At 62.5% G+C, this 18,945-nt stretch carries 14 protein-coding genes and 3 pseudogenes; 12 read left to right on the forward strand and 5 right to left on the reverse strand.

Features of this window, described 5'->3' with window-relative positions:
* Positions 1 to 136: 136 nt before the first annotated feature.
* Positions 137 to 1,786: an ABC transporter permease gene (locus KDD17_RS16975; protein ID WP_212706382.1), complete on the forward strand. Its 1,650-nt coding sequence runs from the start codon at positions 137 to 139 to the stop codon at positions 1,784 to 1,786.
* Positions 1,787 to 1,840: 54 nt separating this feature from the next.
* Positions 1,841 to 3,961: a selenide, water dikinase SelD gene (gene selD / locus KDD17_RS16980; RefSeq protein WP_212706383.1), complete on the forward strand. Its 2,121-nt coding sequence runs from the start codon at positions 1,841 to 1,843 to the stop codon at positions 3,959 to 3,961.
* On the opposite strand, the gene mnmH is transcribed toward selD, so the two are convergent.
* Entirely contained in the window at positions 3,954 to 4,994 is a 1,041-nt protein-coding gene (gene mnmH / locus KDD17_RS16985) for a tRNA 2-selenouridine(34) synthase MnmH (protein ID WP_212706384.1), read from the reverse strand. The two genes, selD and mnmH, sit on opposite strands and share 8 nt — an antisense overlap.
* 230 nt (positions 4,995 to 5,224) lie before the next feature.
* On the opposite strand from mnmH, the gene KDD17_RS16990 reads away from it, so the two are divergent.
* On the forward strand, positions 5,225 to 5,695 hold the full coding sequence (locus tag KDD17_RS16990; protein WP_212706385.1) for a Dps family protein: 471 nt from the start codon (positions 5,225 to 5,227) through the stop codon (positions 5,693 to 5,695).
* 23 nt (positions 5,696 to 5,718) lie between these two features.
* On the opposite strand, the gene KDD17_RS16995 is transcribed toward KDD17_RS16990, so the two are convergent.
* From KDD17_RS16995 to KDD17_RS17010, 4 genes are all read right to left on the reverse strand, one after another.
* A complete protein-coding gene (locus tag KDD17_RS16995; RefSeq protein WP_212706386.1) occupies positions 5,719 to 5,976 on the reverse strand; it encodes a DUF1289 domain-containing protein in 258 nt (85 codons plus the stop codon).
* Between the two features lie 81 nt (positions 5,977 to 6,057).
* Entirely contained in the window at positions 6,058 to 7,080 is a 1,023-nt protein-coding gene (locus tag KDD17_RS17000; RefSeq protein ID WP_212706387.1) for an extracellular solute-binding protein, read from the reverse strand.
* Between the two features lie 351 nt (positions 7,081 to 7,431).
* The gene (locus KDD17_RS17005) at positions 7,432 to 8,496 is read right to left on the reverse strand and encodes an ABC transporter ATP-binding protein (RefSeq protein WP_212706388.1); all 1,065 of its coding nucleotides are present in this window, start codon (positions 8,494 to 8,496) and stop codon (positions 7,432 to 7,434) included.
* A gap of 12 nt (positions 8,497 to 8,508) precedes the next feature.
* Entirely contained in the window at positions 8,509 to 9,294 is a 786-nt protein-coding gene (locus KDD17_RS17010) for an IclR family transcriptional regulator (protein ID WP_212706389.1), read from the reverse strand.
* A gap of 174 nt (positions 9,295 to 9,468) precedes the next feature.
* Here KDD17_RS17010 and KDD17_RS17015 point away from each other — a divergent pair, with 174 nt between their 5' ends.
* The 9 genes and pseudogenes from KDD17_RS17015 to KDD17_RS18955 all read left to right on the forward strand — a co-directional run.
* The gene (locus KDD17_RS17015; protein ID WP_212706390.1) at positions 9,469 to 10,707 is read left to right on the forward strand and encodes an ABC transporter substrate-binding protein; all 1,239 of its coding nucleotides are present in this window, start codon (positions 9,469 to 9,471) and stop codon (positions 10,705 to 10,707) included.
* A gap of 69 nt (positions 10,708 to 10,776) precedes the next feature.
* Positions 10,777 to 11,703, forward strand: coding sequence for a carbohydrate ABC transporter permease (locus KDD17_RS17020; protein WP_212706391.1), 927 nt, complete (start codon positions 10,777 to 10,779; stop codon positions 11,701 to 11,703).
* Between the two features lie 3 nt (positions 11,704 to 11,706).
* Positions 11,707 to 12,555, forward strand: coding sequence for a carbohydrate ABC transporter permease (locus tag KDD17_RS17025; RefSeq protein WP_212706392.1), 849 nt, complete (start codon positions 11,707 to 11,709; stop codon positions 12,553 to 12,555).
* Positions 12,552 to 14,636 (forward strand): alpha-galactosidase, encoded by a 2,085-nt coding sequence (locus KDD17_RS17030; RefSeq protein ID WP_212706393.1) that lies wholly within the window; start codon positions 12,552 to 12,554, stop codon positions 14,634 to 14,636. Before KDD17_RS17025 ends, KDD17_RS17030 begins: the two co-directional genes overlap by 4 nt.
* Before the next feature lie 24 nt (positions 14,637 to 14,660).
* Positions 14,661 to 15,422, forward strand: a complete 762-nt coding sequence (locus tag KDD17_RS17035; protein WP_212706394.1) for an SDR family NAD(P)-dependent oxidoreductase — start codon at positions 14,661 to 14,663, stop codon at positions 15,420 to 15,422.
* Positions 15,419 to 16,317: pseudogene (locus tag KDD17_RS17040) on the forward strand (2-dehydro-3-deoxygalactonokinase). Before KDD17_RS17035 ends, KDD17_RS17040 begins: the two are co-directional and overlap by 4 nt.
* Positions 16,318 to 16,352: 35 nt before the next feature.
* Complete coding sequence (locus KDD17_RS17045; protein ID WP_254796986.1) at positions 16,353 to 16,928, forward strand: 2-dehydro-3-deoxy-6-phosphogalactonate aldolase; 576 nt, start codon at positions 16,353 to 16,355, stop codon at positions 16,926 to 16,928.
* A pseudogene (locus tag KDD17_RS17050) lies at positions 16,925 to 17,754 on the forward strand (SMP-30/gluconolactonase/LRE family protein). The gene KDD17_RS17045 and the pseudogene KDD17_RS17050 overlap by 4 nt, the downstream one beginning before the upstream one ends.
* Before the next feature lie 74 nt (positions 17,755 to 17,828).
* Positions 17,829 to 18,889: pseudogene (locus KDD17_RS18955) on the forward strand (beta-galactosidase); the annotation flags it as partial.
* Positions 18,890 to 18,945: the final 56 nt, after the last annotated feature.

Raw genomic sequence — 18,945 nt, forward strand, 5'->3', positions numbered from 1 at the left:
CACCATCGCGGTGTTTCCACCGCAGGTTGGGGCCTGCCCAAGGCTCGATTCCCGACAAAAACAATCGGGCGTGGCCAGCCGCCCCGATCCGCGCTAGATAACGCCGGAAGGTGCTATGACCAGCGAGCGGCGGACAATGGATCAGAAAGCGATCTCGACACTTGCCCTGACGGTGGCGGCAATATGCCTGCTGCCGCTTCTGGGTGTTGTGGCGGCGGCCCTGCTGGGATCCTTCGATACACTCCTTCAGCTCGCGCAGACGGTTCTGTGGCGCTACACATGGACAACGCTTGTGCTCGTCGTTCTGGTGGCGTCCGGCACGATCGTGATCGGTACGGTGACGGCCTGGCTTGTCGTAACCTGCGAATTTCCCGGGCGCCGGGTGTTTGAGGTCGCGCTGGTGCTGCCGTTGGCGTTCCCGGCTTATGTGCTGGCCTATGCCTACACGGACGTTCTGGATCATCCCGGTATCGTGCAAACGACGCTGCGTGCGGTCATGGGGTGGGGACCGCGTGACTACTGGTTCCCCGAGATCCGCTCGTTGGGGGGGGCAGCCCTGATGCTGACGCTTGTACTTTACCCCTACGTCTATCTGCTGACGCGGGCGGCGTTCAGAATGCAGGCGGCGACGCCGTTTTTCGCCGCACGTTCGCTGGGGTCATCGCCGGCGGCTGCGTTCTGGCGTGTTTCGCTTCCCATGGCCCGCCCGGCAATCGCCGCCGGTGCCTTGCTGGTGATGATGGAGACGATTGCCGATTTCGGTACCGTTGCGCATTTCAGCGTTCAGACTTTTGCGACCGGCATCTACACCAGCTGGTTCGGCCTTGCCGACCGGGCGGCGGCGGCGCAGCTTGCGCTGGGGCTGTTGGCTTTCGCCCTACTCGTGGCTGCTTTGGAGCATCTTAATCGCGGAGCCGCCACATTTGCGGCAAAGGGGCGGCAGGAGCCCTTTTCCCGTTTTGAACTTGCACCGGGCCGGGCGTTTTTGGCGCAGCTGGCCTGCGCGGGGCCGATCCTGCTGGGGGTGGTCGTCCCTGTCGTGACGCTGACGCTGATGGGGCTGCGGTCAGAGCAGGATATTTTCAGCGCCCGCTACGCAGGTTTCATCCGCAGCACGCTGACCCTCGCCGGTCTCGCCGCGATCCTGACGGTGGGCGCGGCTGTGCTGCTGGGGACGTTCAATCGGGTGTTTCACCACCGCAGGGCCGTGGTCGCGCTCTTTATCGGGCGGTTGGGTTATGCGGTGCCGGGCGGGGTTATTGCGGTAGGGCTGCTGGTGCCCTTTGCCACATTTGACAACTGGCTCGACGCGCGGATGGAGGCGTGGTTTGACATCTCGACGGGGCTGCTCATTTCAGGCTCGATCTGGTTGCTGGTGATGGCCTATATGATCCGCTTTCTTGCCGCCGCCATCGGCGCCTACGACAGTGGTCTGGCGACCGTCACGCCGAACATGGATGCCGCCGCCCGCGTGCTGGGCCGCACAAGCTGGGGCACCGTGCGCAGCGTGCATATGCCAGTGCTACGTTCAAGCATCCTTACGGCGCTTGTCATCGTCTTTGTCGACACGGTCAAGGAGTTGCCTGCCACGCTTATCCTGCGTCCGTTCAATTACGACACATTGGCAGTGCAGGCTTTCCGCCTCGCCTCGGATGAGCGGCTTGAAGGGGCGGCGGTGCCGAGCCTGATGATCGCCGCCATCGGTCTGATCCCGGTTGTCCTGCTGTGCGCGCAGATCGGAGACTGGCGCCGCGGCCTGCGCTCACATTCGCGGCATATGGCTTGAACCCCGCGGCATCCTTTCGCACAACTCCGCCATGAGTGTCGAAAGTTTTCCGCGATGTTGACCAAGCCCCCTCTGACCCGTGACCTTGTCTTGATCGGAGGCGGCCATGCACATGCGCTTGTCCTGCGGGCATGGGGCATGAAGCCGCTGCCGGGCGCGCGCCTGACTGTTATCAATCCCGGTCCGACGGCGCCCTACACGGGTATGTTGCCGGGGCATGTGGCAGGCCACTACGGCAGGGATGATCTGGAGATTGATCTGGTGCGCCTGTGCCGTTTTTCCGGCGCGCGCCTGATCCTGTCGCACGCCAGCGGGATTGACCGCAGCGCGCGCGAGATTTTCGTCGAAGGGCAGGAGCCCGTGGCCTACGATGTCGCCTCCATCGACATCGGCATTACGGCGCAGATGAGCCTGCCCGGCTTTGCCGAGCACGCGGTTGGCGCAAAGCCTCTGGACCGGTACGCGCGGGTCTGGCGGCAGTTCCGCGCGGATGTGGCTGCGGGGGCGCGGCCTGCGCGGGTCGCGGTGATCGGTGGGGGCGTCGCGGGGTGCGAGCTTGCCATGGCCATGGCCCACGCGTTGCGCGAGGATGGGCAGGCACCGCAAGTCAGCGTGATTGAAGCGGGTTCGCAGATCTCCGGTGTCGGTGCTGCCGCGCGGCGGCGGCTCGGCGCGGCGATGGACGGCCTTGGCGTGCGGTTCATTGGGGAGGCGCGGATCGCGCGGATCGCGGCGCAGGCCGTGGTACTGGAAGACGGAACAGAAATCGCGGCTGCCTTCTGCGTTGGTGCCGCCGGCGCCACGCCGCACGGTTGGTTGGCGCAAACAGATCTACCCCTTCACGAAGGTTTCGTCACCGTGGATCCCTATCTGCGTGTGACGGGTGATCCGCATCTCTTTGCCGTGGGGGATTGTGCGCATCTGTCGTTTGCTCCGCGCCCCAAGGCTGGCGTTTTTGCGGTACGTGCCGCCCCGGTGCTGCGCCACAACCTGGTGGCTGCACTGGCGGGGGGCGCGCTGCGTCGCTTTCACCCGCAGCGCAGCTATCTCAAGCTGATCTCTCTGGGGGAGAAATCTGCACTGGCGGAGAAGTTTGGCGTGGCTGTCGCGGCGCCGACGCTATGGCGGTGGAAAGACAGGATCGACCGCGCGTTCATGGACCGTCTCGGGGATCTGCCCGCGATGACAGTGCCAAAGGCGCCAACGCGTGTGGCAAGGGGCGCCGACGATCTGGCTGATCCATTGTGTGGCGGCTGTGGCGCCAAGGTCGGCGGCGCGCTGTTGCGTGGCGCGGTCGGGCGGGGCGATGACGCGGCGATTGTGGCGCAACCCGGTGGTGGATTTCAGGTCATCAGCGTCGATCATCTGCGCGGTTTTGTGGAGGATCCGGTCACAATGACGCGGATTGCTGCGTTGCACGCGCTAGGCGACATTTGGGCGATGGGCGCGGCCCCGCAATCCGCGCTATCGAGCCTGATCCTGCCGCGGATGTCGGAGGCGTTGCAGGCCCGGACCTTGCGGGAGATCACGCAGACTGCACGCGCGGTGTTTGCCGAAGCGGGGGCCGAGCTGATTGGTGGGCATACGACCATGGGGGCGGAGCTGACCATCGGCTTTACGGTCACGGGCACACGGGAAAACGCTCCGATCACGCTGGATGGCGCGCGGGCCGGGGATGTGCTGCTGCTGACGCGGCCGGTCGGGTCGGGGGTGATCCTTGCCGCTGACATGGCGGGCCGGGCGCCGGGTCAGGTGGTGGCGGATCTGTTGCGCAGGATGACGGAACCGCAGGATGTGGCCGCGCGGCTGCTCTCCGGGGCGAATGCGATGACCGATGTAACCGGCTTTGGCCTGTTGGGGCACGTGCAGCAGATCTGTGCCGCCTCGGGCCTGCGTGCCGAGATCGATAGTGCGCAGGTGCCGGTCTACGCCGGTGCGCGCGCCCTCAGCGACGCCGGTGAACGGTCATCCCTGTTGCGGGCGAATACGGCGGATGTTGCGATAGCGGGGCAGGCGTGCCCGCTGTTGTTCGATCCGCAGACGGCCGGTGGACTGCTGGCGGCCCTGCCCGAAAAGGACGCGCGCGTGGCCCTCGACGGCTTGCGGGCGGCGGGGAAAGAGGGCTGGATCATCGGGGCGTTGTCCGACGGGCGTGGCCCAATCCGCGTCAGCTGAACCGGTCAATCAGATCTTCTGCGGCGCGGTTCAGGGCGTCGGTGTCCAGCGAACCGAGGTGCAGCGCGGCGTCGCCCTGTCGGTGCGTCTTTGCCTTGGCGTAGCGTGGATCGTAATGCCTGGCGATCAGCTCTGCGGCGAGGGCGCGCCATTCCGCACTGCGGGCCAAGTCATGCCAATGCGCAATCTGCTTGGCCGCGTGAAAAGGGCGCAGGTGGTCGATACGGTCCGCCAGCATCGCGGGATCTGCACGCAAATCGGCGTAGGTGGCAACCAGATGCGCGGCGCGTGCGTCCAATGGGGCGGTGATCTCCACGCGGGGGGCGGCGCCCATCGCGGCCCAAAGCGCCGGGGGCAGGATTCGCGCGCCCACGCGACTGCTCTCTGCTTCGATCCAGAGGGTGCGCTGTGGATCAAGCGTGTCGAGCTCTCCGGCAAGGCGGCTCTCAAACATCTTCTGGCTGGGTTGGTCCCCGTGGCCCCCGAAGAGCGACCCGCGATGGGCTGCCAATCCTTCGAGGTCGATCACCTGCGCACCGCGTGCCCGCAGTGCCTGCAAGATCGCGGTCTTGGCAGTGCCGGTGCCGCCGCTGACGATGCGCAAGCGGTGGGACAGCGTTCGATCATAGAGCGTTGCAACCACCTGCCGCCGATAGCTGCGGTAGCCGCCCTGCAACAGCTGGACCCGCCAGCCCACCTGATCGAGAATTGTGGCAAAGGCATTGGAGCGCTGCCCGCCCCGCCAGCAATACACCAAGGGCTGCCAGTCGCCCGGTTTCTCGGCCAGCGGCCCCTGCAAATGTCGCGCGGCGTTTGCGGCGACAAGGGCGGCACCGATCTTGCGGGCCAGAAACGGGCTTTGCTGGGTGTAGATCGTGCCGACCTCGGCCCGCTCGGAGTCGCTGAGCACGGGCAGATTGATTGCGCCGGGCAGATGGTCTTCTGCAAATTCCGACGGCGCGCGCACATCGATGATCGTATCGGCGGCGCAACGGGTCAGATCAGTGAGGTTGGAAAGGGTCAGCGGCGTCATTGTTTCCTCGAACGGCGAAGGGCCGACCCTAGCGGGATTGCCTGTGGCGTCCAGTGGCAAACAGGACTTCCGGGCGCGCGCACCGGGCCCGAGAATTGTCGATCAAGCGGTTATCGCGGGCGCGCACAGAAACATTTGCATAAGTTTAGAATAATTCTAAAAATGTCCTTGCCTGCGCGATCCCGGTGTTTATCTTCGTATCAACGGTTTGACCCACACAGGAGTTTCCCATGACACAAACAGCAGCTTCCCTGAGTAGCGAGGCCCGCGCGACCATTGCGGACGCCCTCAATCAGGCTGTGGCCGAAACAGCGGTGACAACAATGCTCGCGCAGAATTTTCATTGGAACGTGACCGGTATGGCCTTTGGCCCCCTGCATGATCTTTTTCAGAAGATCTACGAAGATCATTTCATCGGGCAGGACGATCTGGCCGAACGGATCCGCGCGCTTGACGCCCATGCCCAGGGCACGCTCGCGGGGATGGTCCAGCGGTCAAAGGTGAGTGAACACGCAGGCGAGGCGACCGACCAGCAGATGATAAAGATGCTGATGGACGCACAGCAAACGCTTGCCGCGACACTGGCGGAGGCGGGCGCGCTGGCGTCCGAGCATGGAGACACGCTGACGGAGGATTTGTGCATCGCCCGCGGCACTGAGCACGAGAAATTCGCCTGGTTCCTGCGCGCGCACCTTGCGTAAGGGCCCGGTCGGCTCTTGCGGGGTTAAGCCGGGCCGGTGATCGCCGCGATGGGCGTTACCTTTTTTCGTGCGCATTTGCGCAGGTATTGGGGTGCCCAATGACTGTAGCTTCCCAGTTGCGCCTGTTGGGCGACAAGCATCTGGACAAAGCCCTGACGATGCGTCTCCTTTTTCAGGCTCTTGAACAGGGACTTCTGCGCTTTGGTCATCGAGCAGCCGATGCAATGGCCGCCGCGTTTGAACGTGCACACATCGATGCAGGGGCTCGGGGTCTTGGCCATGGTCGGATACTCTTTGAGTGGTCTTCTACAGGAAAAGGCGCGCCCGGGGGCGCGCCTGATTTTTTGAACCGGATCTGAAGACTACTTCCAGCCGGCCTCGTTCAGGATCCGCTGCGCTGCGCCAATGTTGTCGGCGATGTCCGAAAGCGCGATCGCATCGGGCCGGAACAGGCCAAGCTCTGCGACGGAGGGGGCAAGGCCGATGCCCGGCACTGCGGGGTATTCGTCATTGCCCGCCGAGAAGTATTTCTGCGCCTGTTCGGAGGCCAGATACTCAAGGAACTTCACCGCGTTGTCGCGGTTCGGCGCATTCTTGGCCACCCCGCCGCCAGAGATGTTCATATGCGCGCCGAAATCATCCTGATTGGGGAACACCCATCCGATCTGGTCAAGGCTGTCTGACAGACCGGACACGTCTGTCCGGATGGCGCGGGCAAAATAATAGGTGTTTGACATGGCTATGTCGCACTCGCCCGACACGATCCCGCGCAATTGGTCGGTATCACCGCCCTGAGGATCGCGGGCAAAATTGCCCACCACGGCTTTGGCCCAGTCTGCCATCGCCGCTTCGCCCAGATGCGCGGTGAGGGCGGCCGTGATGTTCTGCGTGTAGACGTTGGAGGAGGAGCGGATACAGATCATGCCCGCGTACTCGGGCTTTGCGAGATCCTGATAGGTCGCGGGCGGATTTTCGACATCGTTTTTGTCATAAAACAGGATGCGCGCGCGCTGGGAGAAGGAGAACCATTCGTTCCCCTCGTCCTGCAGGTAGGCGGGTATCTTTGCTTCCAACACATCGCTTTCGACCGGTTGCAGCAGGCCCATTTCCTTGGCGCGGGAGATGCGTACCGTGTCGACCGTCAGGAACACGTCGGCGGGGGAGTTGGCCCCTTCGGCCTGCATCCGGGCGATCAGTTCATCGGCCTTGCCTTCGATGCGGTTGATTTTGATCCCGGTCGCCTCGGTGAAATCAGAATACAGCCGCTCGTCGGTGTCATAATGGCGTGACGAGTAGAGATTAAGCTCTCCTGCGTGGCTATCGGCAAAGGCTGCGGCCCCTGTCGCAGTCAGCGCGAGCGCCAGAATGGGTGTTTTGATCGACATGGGCTTTTTCCTTCCGGTTAATCCTTACTAAAATAGTCAATTGCAAAGAAATGGCGCTGACGCAAGCCTTTCTGATGAAATTAGTCAGATTTATGCACGCAATTCCAACCTCACATAGTATCCTGTGCCGCGACGAGACCGGGGGGCTCAAAAAGTGGCATTCATTCTCTGTCGAGGTAAAATTCCGAATTCTCGCGCAGCCTTGCGGGTGTGCCGTTACACCCGGCGAGGACTCAGGCTCGGCCGGGATCGCGCCTGCGCCGCTGCAGGACGTGAACAGTGCGCGCGGCCCCGCCACCAGCGGCGGTCCTGAATAGAGATGTGACGATACCTGCGATGCCGGAAAGGCGACTAGCGTAGGCGCTGCTCAGTCGCTGCGTTGAACAGCATTACATCGGTGGTGGCAAACTCAAGGGACAGTCCGGTCGCTTCCGCCGCTCCCGTGCCGCCCCTGTTCTCCACGATGATCCGCTCGCCGGTCGGTGTCTTGAGGTAGTCGTAGGACACGCCGCCCAGATGTTCGCGGATGTCGAGCCTTACGCTGCTGTTGCTGTCTTCCCGCACGCTGAGGTGCTGGGGGCGAAGACCGACAAAGACTTCGGTTCCGTCCGAGGGCAGGCTGACCGGCGCGTCGACCGCGCGCCCGTCCAGCGCTGGAACGGTGACCTTGCCGCCCTCGACCACGCCACGCAGGAAGTTCATCGCGGGCGACCCGATAAAGCCGGCCACAAATTTATTGTCGGGGTCATCGTACAGGGCCACCGGCGAGCCGACCTGTTCGATTCGTCCCGCGCGCAGAACAACGATTTTGTCGGCCAGCGTCATGGCTTCGACCTGATCGTGGGTCACATAGATCATCGTCGCGCCGATTTCGTTGTGCAGGCGCGCGATTTCGACCCGCATATCAACGCGCAGCTCTGCGTCGAGGTTTGACAGCGGCTCGTCGAACAGGAATACCTCGGGTCCGCGTACAATCGCGCGGCCGATGGCCACCCTCTGCCGCTGCCCGCCCGAGAGTGCCTTTGGCTTGCGTTTGAGATAATCGCCCAGTTGCAGGATCTCTGAGGCGCGGGCCACTTTTTCGGTAATCTCGGCCTTGGGTACGCCGTTCATCTTGAGGCCAAAGCCCATGTTTTCCTCGACCGTCATATGTGGATAGAGCGCGTAGGTCTGGAATACCATCGCCACGCCACGGTCGGCAGGCTCCACATGGGTGACGTCGCGCGCGCCGATCTCGATGACCCCGTCGGAGGTTTCCTCAAGCCCCGCAACCATCCGCAACAAGGTCGATTTCCCGCACCCCGAGGGGCCGACAAAGACGCAGAATTCGCCCTCTTCGATTGTCAGATCAATGCCATGGATGACTTGTGTATCGCCATAGCGTTTGATGGCTTTCTTGAGGGTGACGCCAGACATGGGATCTACTTTCTAAGGTTGTGCCGGAAACTGCCAATCCGCCGCCGCCGCGCCAATTTGCGCGGTGGTGCGCAAAAGGGCAGGGCGGAAGGCGGTCAGCGCATCCAGAGATTTACGATTGGTCGAGGTGGCGATTGAGGCGGCGCCGATCACATGCCCCCGATTGCATCTTATGGGCGCCGCGATCGAGATGATCCCCACTTCATGCTCTTCACGGTCAAAGGCTATCCCTTCGATCGCGATCGTCTTCAGCTCCGCCGCGAGCGTTTCAGGGGAGGTCAACGTGTGGGGGGTGTAAGGCAGATAGGCCTGCTGCCGTAGGGCGCGGTCACGGGCTTCTGGCGGCAGATGCGCGAGGATTGCCTTGCCAACACCGGTACAGAATGCCGGCGCAACGCGTCCGGGCTGGGCAAGTGTATCAAACTGGCTGTGCGCGCGGCGCTTGTCGATGAAAATCACCTGCCCGCTGTCGATTTGCGCCAGATGCACGGTTTCCCCGGTTTCCGATGCCAGCGTGTCAAGCGCGGGTGCGGCCAATGGCGCGAGAGAGCTTTGCGCCCAGGCGGCGTGGGCAAGCCGTACCAATCGCAGACCCAGATGATAGGTCTGCGTTTGCCCGTCGTAGCGCAGAAGACCCTGATTGGTGAGTGTCTGCAAAAAGCGATAGAGTGTTGCGCGAGGGTGCGTGCTGGAGGCGAGCAGCTCGGAAAAACGCACGGGGCGACCGAAGGCTGCGACGGCATCAAGCACGTCCATCGCCTTTCCCACGGTCCCATCGCTTTTGACCTGGCTATTCATTGATCCTCCCCGACGCAACAATGTTGCCGTTGACAAGGCTACGCACACATCGCATCATTTTCAATAGTTGAGATGCGGTCTCACTATTTGGAACATTCGGGAGGGTGTTGCGAGGTGTGAGGCAAGCCAGCGGTCCAGCCGCTCGTCTCTGACCAAAAACTAGGGGAGGACTTCATGTTCAAACGCACCAAGACACTTGTGGCGACGATTGCTGCAACAACCATTCTCGCCGGCTCTGCTTGGGCAGCGGGCGAGCTTATCATCAATACCGACACTTCCGATCCGGCGCCGAAAAAGGCGTTTGAAGATGTGATCGCAGGGTTCGAAGCGGAATATCCCGACATCGAGGTGACGTGGAACCTGTTTGACCACGAAGGCTACAAGACCTCGATCCGCAACTTCCTGACGGCGGACGCGCCGGATCTGGCGAACTGGTACGCGGGCAACCGGATGCTGCCATACGTCAATGCAGGCCTGTTCGAGCCGATCGACGACGTTTGGGAAGAAAACGGCCTGAATGAATCGCTTGCCTCCGCCAAAGGGTCGATGACCATTGATGGCAAGGTCTGGGGCGTGCCGTACACCTACTACCAGTGGGGCATTTACTACCGCAAAGACATCTTTGAGGAGCAGGGCATCGACGTGCCCAAGACATGGGATGATTTCATCGCCGCTGGCGAGACGCTGAAAGCGGCGGGCATTACCCCCATCACCATCGGGACCAAATACCTTTGGACTGCGGGCGGCGTGTTTGACTACCTCAACCTGCGCACCAATGGCTATGATTTCCACATGGCGCTGACCAAGGGTGAGGTCGCCTGGACCGATGACCGCGTCAAGGCGACGATGGCCAATTGGAAGCAATTGCTGGACGCGGATTTCTTTATCGAGAACCACGCGGCCTATTCCTGGCAGGAAGCACTGGCACCGATGGTGCAGGGGGATGCGGCGATGTACGTGATGGGCAACTTTGCCGTGGCACCGCTTCGCGAAGCGGGCCTGACGGACGATCAGCTTGGCTTCATGCAGTTTCCGATCATCAACCCCGATGTGCCGGTGGCCGAAGAAGCGCCCACAGACACGATCCACCTGACGGCCAATGGCAAGAACAAAGAGAACGCCAAGAAATTCCTGGCCTACCTCGCCCGTGCCGACGTGCAGACCCAGATCAATGAAACACTGGGTCAGCTGCCGATTCACAAGGACAGCACCGTGGGCGACGACAAGTTCCTGCAGGCGGGTTACGAGATGCTGAGCAATACCGATGGTGGTATCGCGCAGTTCTTTGACCGCGACGCGCCTGCCGAGATGGCAAAGGCCGGGATGGAAGGCTTCCAGGAATTCATGGTGAAGCCGGACCGCCTCGACAAGATTCTCGAGCGTCTGGAGAAAGTGCGTGCGCGCATCAACTAACTGATCCGTGAGGGCATCCCGCCACCGTGCGGGGTGCCCTTCTTCTTTCGTTCCGCGCCGGAGGCTTCGATGACCACAGCTGCCTTGCCAGATACGCATCCCCCAAACCCGAAATCCTACTGGAAGCGTAACCAGCAGCGCCTTGCGCCCTGGCTCTTTCTCGCGCCCGGCATTGCGATGTTTGTGCTGTATGTCATCGCGCCGATTTTCCAGTCGATCAGTATTTCATTCTACGCCTGGGACGGGCTGGGGGAGGCCGAGTACATCGGCATCGCGAACTACGTCGAGCTGATGGACGACGAGGATTTCTATACCTCGCTGAAGAACAACGTGATCTGGCTGGTGCTCTATATGCTTGCGCTGCCTGCCGGGCTGTTCGTGGCGCTGTTTCTGAACCAGACCGTGCGCGGCATCCGCATCTACAAATCGCTGTTCTTTTTTCCCTTCGTGATTTCCCAGGTTGTGGTCGGTCTGGTGTTCTCGTGGTTCTATGATCCGTCCTTTGGCCTGTTCAACATCGTAACGGGCTGGTTCGGTGCCGATCCCATCGCGATTTTGGCCGATGAGCGCTATGTCACCTATGGCATCATCGCCGCCGGGCTGTGGCCGCAGACGGCGTACTGCATGATCCTCTATCTGACCGGCCTCAACGCGGTGGACCCCGAACAGATCGAGGCCGCGCGGCTGGACAACGCCAAAGGCTTCAAGATGCTGTGGTACGTGGTGCTGCCGCAGCTCAAGCCTGCGACATTCATCGCGGTGGTCGTCACGGTCATCGGCGCACTGCGCTCGTTCGACCTGATCTCGATCATGACCGATGGCGGACCTTACGGCACGTCGAGCGTGCTGGCCTTTTACATGTATGAACAGGCGTTCAGCGAATATGGTTTCCGCATGGGATACGGCGCGGCCATCGCGGTGGTGCTGTTCGCGATCATGATGATCTATATCGCGTTCTTCCTGTGGAAGATGTACCGCGATGAGCGCGGGGGCTGAGCCATGTTTCCCAAACCGATAGAAAAAACCTCCTCGGGCGCGCAACTGGCCTACAAGATCGCGCTGCCGCTGGTGCTGATTCTGTGGCTGCTGCCGCTCATCGCTGTGGCCGTCACCTCCGTGCGGTCGGGCGGGGACATCACGGCGGGCAATTACTGGGGCTGGCCTACGTCGTTCAACTTCATTGAGAACTACACGGCGATCTTCACCAATACGCCCATCGGGCAATACATTCTCAACAGCTTCAAGGTGACGATCCCCACGGTGATCGGTGCCGTAGCGTTGTCGTGCATGACCGGCTTTGCGCTGGGGGTGTACCGGTTCAGGGGCAATCTGCTGCTGTTCTTCATGTTCGTGGCCGGCAATTTCATTCCGTTTCAGATCCTGATGGTGCCGGTGCGTGATCTCACGTTGGATCTGGGGATGTATAATACCATCCACGGTCTGGCGCTCTTTCACATCGCGTTCCAGACCGGCTTCTGCACGCTGTTCATGCGCAATTTCATCCGTGCCCTGCCGCAAGAGCTGATCGAGGCGGCGCGTGTCGAAGGGGTCTCCGAGATCCAGATCTTCTGGTATGTCGTGCTGCCGTTGATGAAGCCCGCGATCGCCGCGCTGTCGGTGCTGATCTTTACCTTCATCTGGAACGATTATTTCTGGGCCACCGTGCTGACGCAGGGGGCCGATACGCAACCGATCACGGCCGGGCTTTATTCGCTCAATGGGCAGTGGGTAGCGCAGTGGCATCTGGTCTCGGCAGGCTCCATCGTGGCGGCGCTGCCGCCGGTGTTGATGTTCTTTGCCATGCAGCGCCACTTTATCGCAGGACTGACACTGGGCGCCGTGAAATGATCCAAACCTGGCGGCTGGACGATACGCGCCAGACCCTCGTGCTGGGCGCCCGTGGCGGGCGGCTGGCCGAAGTTGTCTATTGGGGCCCTGCATTGCCCGAAGACGAAGATTTGCACACGCTCGTGCGCGCCGGTGACATTGATGTGACCGGTGGTATGCTCGACGCCAATCCAGAGCTGTCGATTTCGCCCGAAGCGACGCGCACCTTCCCCGGACAGCCCGGTATGGTGATCCGCCATGAAAACGGCACACCGCTTTTGCCATCGTTCCGGTTCACCCAGGCGGTGGAGGCGCGGGGTCATCTGGTTCTGCATTACGCCGATGTCGAGAACGCGCTGCGCTATCAGGCGCATTTCACGCTTGATCCCCAGACCCATATCATCACCTCCCACGCGGTGCTTGAGGCGGATACCGCCATGCACCTGCACTGGCTCGCCGCGCCCGTGATGCCGGGCCCGCAGCTGAGTGACGAGATGATTGATTTTTCGGGGCGCTGGTGCGGTGAATTCCAGATGAACCGCACCGCCTGGTCGCCCGGCATCCGCTACCGCGAGAACCGTACGGGCCGCACGGGTCATGAACATTTCCCCGGTTTGCTGGTGCCCAACCGCGGTGCCACGAATACCCAAGGACATGTCTACGGATTTCACTATGGCTGGTCCGGCGGTCACCGCATGATCGCCGAAGAGCTGCCCGACGGGCGTCGCCAGATCCAGTTCGGTCATGCCAGCCGGATGGAGCCTGTGGCCCGCACGCGGTTTCAGACTGCATATCTCTACTCCGTCTTTTCGAGCGACGGGATCAACGGCTGCGCGGTTTCGTTTCAGCGTCACCTGCGGGATCGGATCATTGGCTGGCCCGACGCCGCGCGCCCGCGTCCGGTGCACTACAACAGTTGGGAAGCGGTCTATTTTGATCACAACCTCGACACGCTGAAGGAGATTGCCCGCCGCGCCGCCGATCTGGGCGCAGAGCGGTTCGTGCTCGACGATGGCTGGTTCGGAAGGCGCGACAGCGACACGACCTCGCTTGCCGACTGGGTGGTGGATCCGCGCAAATACCCGCAGGGGCTGACGCCGCTGATCGAGCATGTGCACGGGTTGGGCATGGCCTTTGGCATCTGGTTCGAGCCCGAGATGGTGAACCCGGATTCGGAAGTCTACCGCGCCCATCCCGATTGGGCGCTGGGGGGCGAGGATCAGATCCTCGGTCGGCAGCAAAAGGTGCTGGATATGGCCAACGGCGACGTGCGCGCCTATCTTTTCGAGCGTATCGCCGACATCCTTCAGGCGCACGCCATCGACTATATCAAATGGGACCACAATCGCGTGATGCCGCGCCCCGACGCGGCGCAGACCATGGGCAGCTATACGCTGATCGACCAGCTGCGCGCGGCCTTCCCGGCGGTCGAGATCGAAAGCTGCGCGTCGGGGGGCGGACGGATTGATTTCGGTATTTTGCAACGCACCCACCGTGTGTGGCTCAGCGACAGCAATGATGCGCTGGAGCGGTTACGCATGCAGCACAATGCGGCGATTTTCCTGCCTATGGCCGTGACCGGTAGCCACGTCGGCCCGCGCATCTGCCATACATCGGGTCGCGTGTTCGATATCCGTTTCCGCGCCTGGGTGGCTGCACAGCGACACATGGGATTCGAGATGGATCCGCGCGAATTGACCGAGGAAGAGGCGCGCGTGCTCGGCGAGGTCACGACCTGGTGGAAGGCCAACCGCGACTGGATGCTGCGTGCGGATATCCTGCGCCTCGACAGCCCCGACCCGGCGGTGATCGCCGAGCAGCAGCTGGCCGAGGACGACAGCCGCTTTGTGCTCTTTGTCGGCAAGGCGGACACGTCCGCGCAGATCGCACCGCGCCCGCTGCGCCTTACGCGGCTGGATCCGCAGGCAACCTACCGCGTTGAACTGATCAATCGCGCATCGCTCAATCACTTGTCGCGCGGCCAGCCTCTGCTGAAAGAGGATGCCATGACGGTAAGCGGCAGCTATCTGATGCACAATGGGATCACCCTGCCGTGGTCTTACCCGGATACGATGTGGGTGATCGAGGGGCGCAAGCTATGACCGCCCGCAAGACAGGAGACTGACATGACCGCGACATTTCACGACCTCAGGGGCAAGACCGTCTTTATCACGGGTGGTGGCTCGGGTATCGGGGCGGCGCTGACCGATGGGTTCCTGGCGCAGGGGGCCAAGGTGGGCTTTGTGCAGCGGTCCGATGCATCGGCCTTTTGTGACGAGATGGAAGGCAAGCACGGCACACGCCCGCTGTTTGTTGCGTGTGACATCACTGACATGCACGCGCTAAAGGCCGCGATTGCGCACACCGGGACAGAGTTGGGGCCGCTCGATGTGCTGGTCAACAACGCGGCGAACGACAAACGTCACGACGCGCTTGAGGTAGACGAAGGGTTCTGGGACTGGTCGCAGGCGATCAATCTCAAGGCTTACTTCTTTGCCTGTCAGGCCGCCGCCGCGGCGATGCGCGGGCGCGGTGGCGTGATCGTGAATTTCTCGTCTATCAGCTATATGATGGGGCAGGCAGGCTATGCCTCCTACACCACGGCAAACGGCGGGATCACGGCGATGACGCACAGCCTTGCGCGCGAATTTGGCCCTGAAAAAATCCGCGTGAACGCGCTGGCTCCGGGGTGGGTGATGACGCAAAAGCAGCGCGAGATGTGGGTGACCGAAGAGGCGCTTGAGGCGCATCTGGCCAAGCAGTGCCTCAAGGAAACGCTGGCGCCCGAAGACGTTGTGGGCGCCACGCTGTTCCTCGCCTCCGATACCAGCCGCATGATGACCGGGCAATTGATGGTTGTCGACGGCGGTGTGGTCAGCGCGCGATGACCGATTGGATCGCCGTCGATTGGGGCACGACCCACTTGCGCGCCTACGTGATGGCGGGGGCGCCGTAGCGGAAACACTCAGCAGTGCACAGGGCATGGGCAGCTTGACCCCCGATGCCTTTGAAGCGGCGCTACTACAGTTGATAGAGCCGCATTTGCGTGCGGATGGGAAAACTCCCGTGATATGTTGCGGTATGGTCGGCGCGCGTCAGGGCTGGATCGAAGCACCCTATGTCCCCGTGCCTGCGCGCCCTTCGGGAACGGCAATCGTGGCGCCGACGCGCGATCCCCGCCTCGATGTCCGCATCCTGCCGGGGATGTCGCAGACCAATCCGGCGGATGTGATGCGCGGGGAGGAAACGCAGATCGCGGGCTTTATTGCCGCCCATCCAGATTGGGATGGCGTGCTTTGCCTGCCCGGCACCCACGCCAAATGGGCGCAGATCAGCGCGGGTGAGGTCGTGAGTTTTCGCACCTTCATGACCGGAGAGCTGTACGCCTTGCTCAGTCGTCAGTCGGTGTTGCGTCATTCGTTGAGCGGTGGTGCGGATACCGTTGACGCGGCGGCTTTCCTTGAGGCTCTTGGCGATGCAATGTCGCGGCCCGAATGGGTTGCCGGTGCGCTCTTTGCGCTGCGGGCCGAGGGGCTGGTGGCCACGCTGGAGCCCGCAACGGCACGTGCGCGCCTGTCCGGCATGCTGATCGGTCACGAACTGGCCGCCGCGCGGCCCTACTGGCTGGGTCAGCGGGTCGCGTTGATCGGCAGCGATGCCTTGACGGCGCGCTACGCCACCGCTTTGAACGCGCAAGGGGTCACGGCGGAGAGGACCGACGCCGCCGATCTGACCCTGCGCGGCCTCGCCGCTGCCTTTGACGCTCTGCAACAGGAGACCTGAACCATGTCCCGCCCCTGATCGCCATTCTGCGTGGTGTGCGCCCCGATGAGGTGACACAGATCGCCGACGCCATTATGGCCGCCGGGATCACCTCCATCGAGGTGCCGCTGAACTCTCCCGATCCGCTCGACAGTATCGCGCGTTTGGTGAAGCATTCAGGTGACCGTGCCCTGATCGGTGCGGGCACGGTCTTGACGCCCGATGACGTTGCAGGCGTGGCCGGGGCTGGCGGGCAACTGATCGTATCGCCCGATTGCAATCCGGCCGTTATCGACGCGACCAAGGCGGCGGGGCTGCAAAGCTTTCCCGGTGTGCTGACCCCGACTGAGGCGTTCACCGCCTTGCGCCACGGCGCGGATGGTCTGAAGTTCTTTCCCGGCAATCTGGTCGGCGAGGCGGGGCTCAAGGCGATGATGGCAGTGTTGCCGCAGGGAACGCAGACCTTTGCCGTGGGTGGGGCCGCACCGGATAATTTCGCCGACTGGATCGCGGCAGGGGCAACCGGCTTCGGGATCGGAAGCGGTCTTTATCAAGCGGGATTTGACGCTGAGGAAGTCGGTAAGCGTGCCGCCGCCATCGTCTCGGCGTTCGACGCGCTGGTGGCCGTGTGAGCGCGCAGATTTTCGACGCCACGCAATGCGCGTTGGGGGAGGGGCCGCTGTGGCATCCCGAGCGCGGATCACTTTTCTGGTTCGATATTCTTGGCATGCGACTGCATGGCGAGGGGCGTGTGCGCCAGTTTGATGAACACGTGAGTGCGGCTGGCTGGGTTGATCACGACCGCCTGCTCATCGCCTCCGAGACCCAGCTGTTTACCTACGATCTTGAGACGGAGGAACGGCGCCACGTCTGCGCGCTCGACGCCGACAATCCCGTGACACGCTCAAACGACGGGCGGGCGGATCCTTTTGGGGGTTCTGGATTGGCACGATGGGCAAACAGAGCGAAACATTCGCGGGCGCCATCTACCGCTACTACCGGGGGACGGTAGAGCGATTGTTCGATCGTATCACTGTCTCGAACGCGATCTGTTTTGCGCCCGACGGGCGCTCGGCCTGCTATACCGATACCCACAGCCGACAAATCATGCGTCAGCCGCTCGATGACGCGGGCTGGCCTACGGGGGAGGCAGAGGTGTACATCGATACGCGGGCAGAGGGATTGAACCCTGACGGTGCAGTCATCGATACCGAAGGGTGTATTTGGGTTGCGCAATGGGGCGCCTCGCGGGTTGCGCGCTATAGTCCGCAGGGCGATTTTCTGGGTGCGGTGAGCGTGCCTGCGCAACAGGCGAGCTGTCCGGCCTTTGGCGGGCCGGATCTGCGCACCCTTTTTGTCACAACCGCTGCCGTGGATCTCGAAGGCCCCGACGAAGGCAAGACCTTTGTCTTGGAGACGCAAGCCACCGGCCTGCGTGAGCATCGGGTGATCCTATGACCTCGCGCTCGCTGGGCGTGTGTTACTACCCCGAACAATGGGACCGCGCGGTTTGGGCGGAGGATGCCGCACGGATGGCCGCTGCGGGTCTCACGTGGGTGCGGATCGGTGAGTTCGCGTGGAAGCGGATTGAGCCCGAAGAGGGGCGGTTTGATTTTGGCTGGCTCGATGACGCAATTGCGGTGCTTGGCGCAGCGGGGCTGCGCGTCGTTCTGGGAACGCCCACGGCGACGCCCCCGCTTGGGTTCTGGCAAAACATCCCGACATGTTGGCCCGTGATGCCGAAGGGCGGCCGCGCGGCTACGGCTCGCGGCGGCACTATTGCTTTAGCCATCCGGGGTTTTTTGACAAGGCCGCCCGGATCACGCGCGTGGTGGCCGAACGTTATGGTGCCAATCCCCATGTGGCGGCCTGGCAGACCGACAATGAATACGGCTGCCACGACACGGTGCTCAGCTATTCTGACGCGGCGCGTGACGCGTTTCGTGAATGGCTGCGCGCGCGGTTTCCGGGCGGTGGGAATGCGGGTGACATCGACGCCCTGAATGCCGCTTGGGGCAATGTCTTCTGGTCGATGGACTACGACGATTTTGATCAGATCGGACTGCCAAACCTGACGGTTACGGAGCCTAATCCGGCCCATAGCCTTGCATTCCGGCGCTTCAGTTCGGACCAGGTGGTGCGGTTCAACCGCATGCAGGTGGAGATCATTCGCGACTATACCGACGCCCCGATCGCGCATAATTACATGGGGCGCGAAACCGCGTTTGACCATTTTGCAACAGGTGCCGATCTGGAGATTGCCAGCTGGGACAGCTATCCGCTGGGCTTTCTGGAGGACCGCGCGGGTTTTGGCGCCGCGCATCAGGCGCGGTTCGCGCGTACGGGGGATCCGGATTTTCAGGCGTTTCACCATGATCTGTACCGCGCTGTCGGGCGCGGGCGCTGGTGGGTGATGGAACAACAGCCCGGCCCGGTGAACTGGGCGCCGCACAATCCCGCACCGCTGCCCGGAATGGTCCGCCTCTGGACATGGGAAGCCTTTGCCCACGGGGCCGAGGCGGTGTGTTACTTCCGCTGGCGGCAGGCGCCTTTTGCGCAAGAGCAGATGCACGCCGGGCTTCTGCGCCCGGATAGTGTCGCGGCCCCCGGACTGGCGGAGGCTGCGGAAGTCGCACAGGAGCTGAAAAC

The organism is Sulfitobacter albidus (genome assembly GCF_018200035.1).
GTDB classification, from domain to species: Bacteria; Pseudomonadota; Alphaproteobacteria; order Rhodobacterales; family Rhodobacteraceae; genus Sulfitobacter; species Sulfitobacter albidus.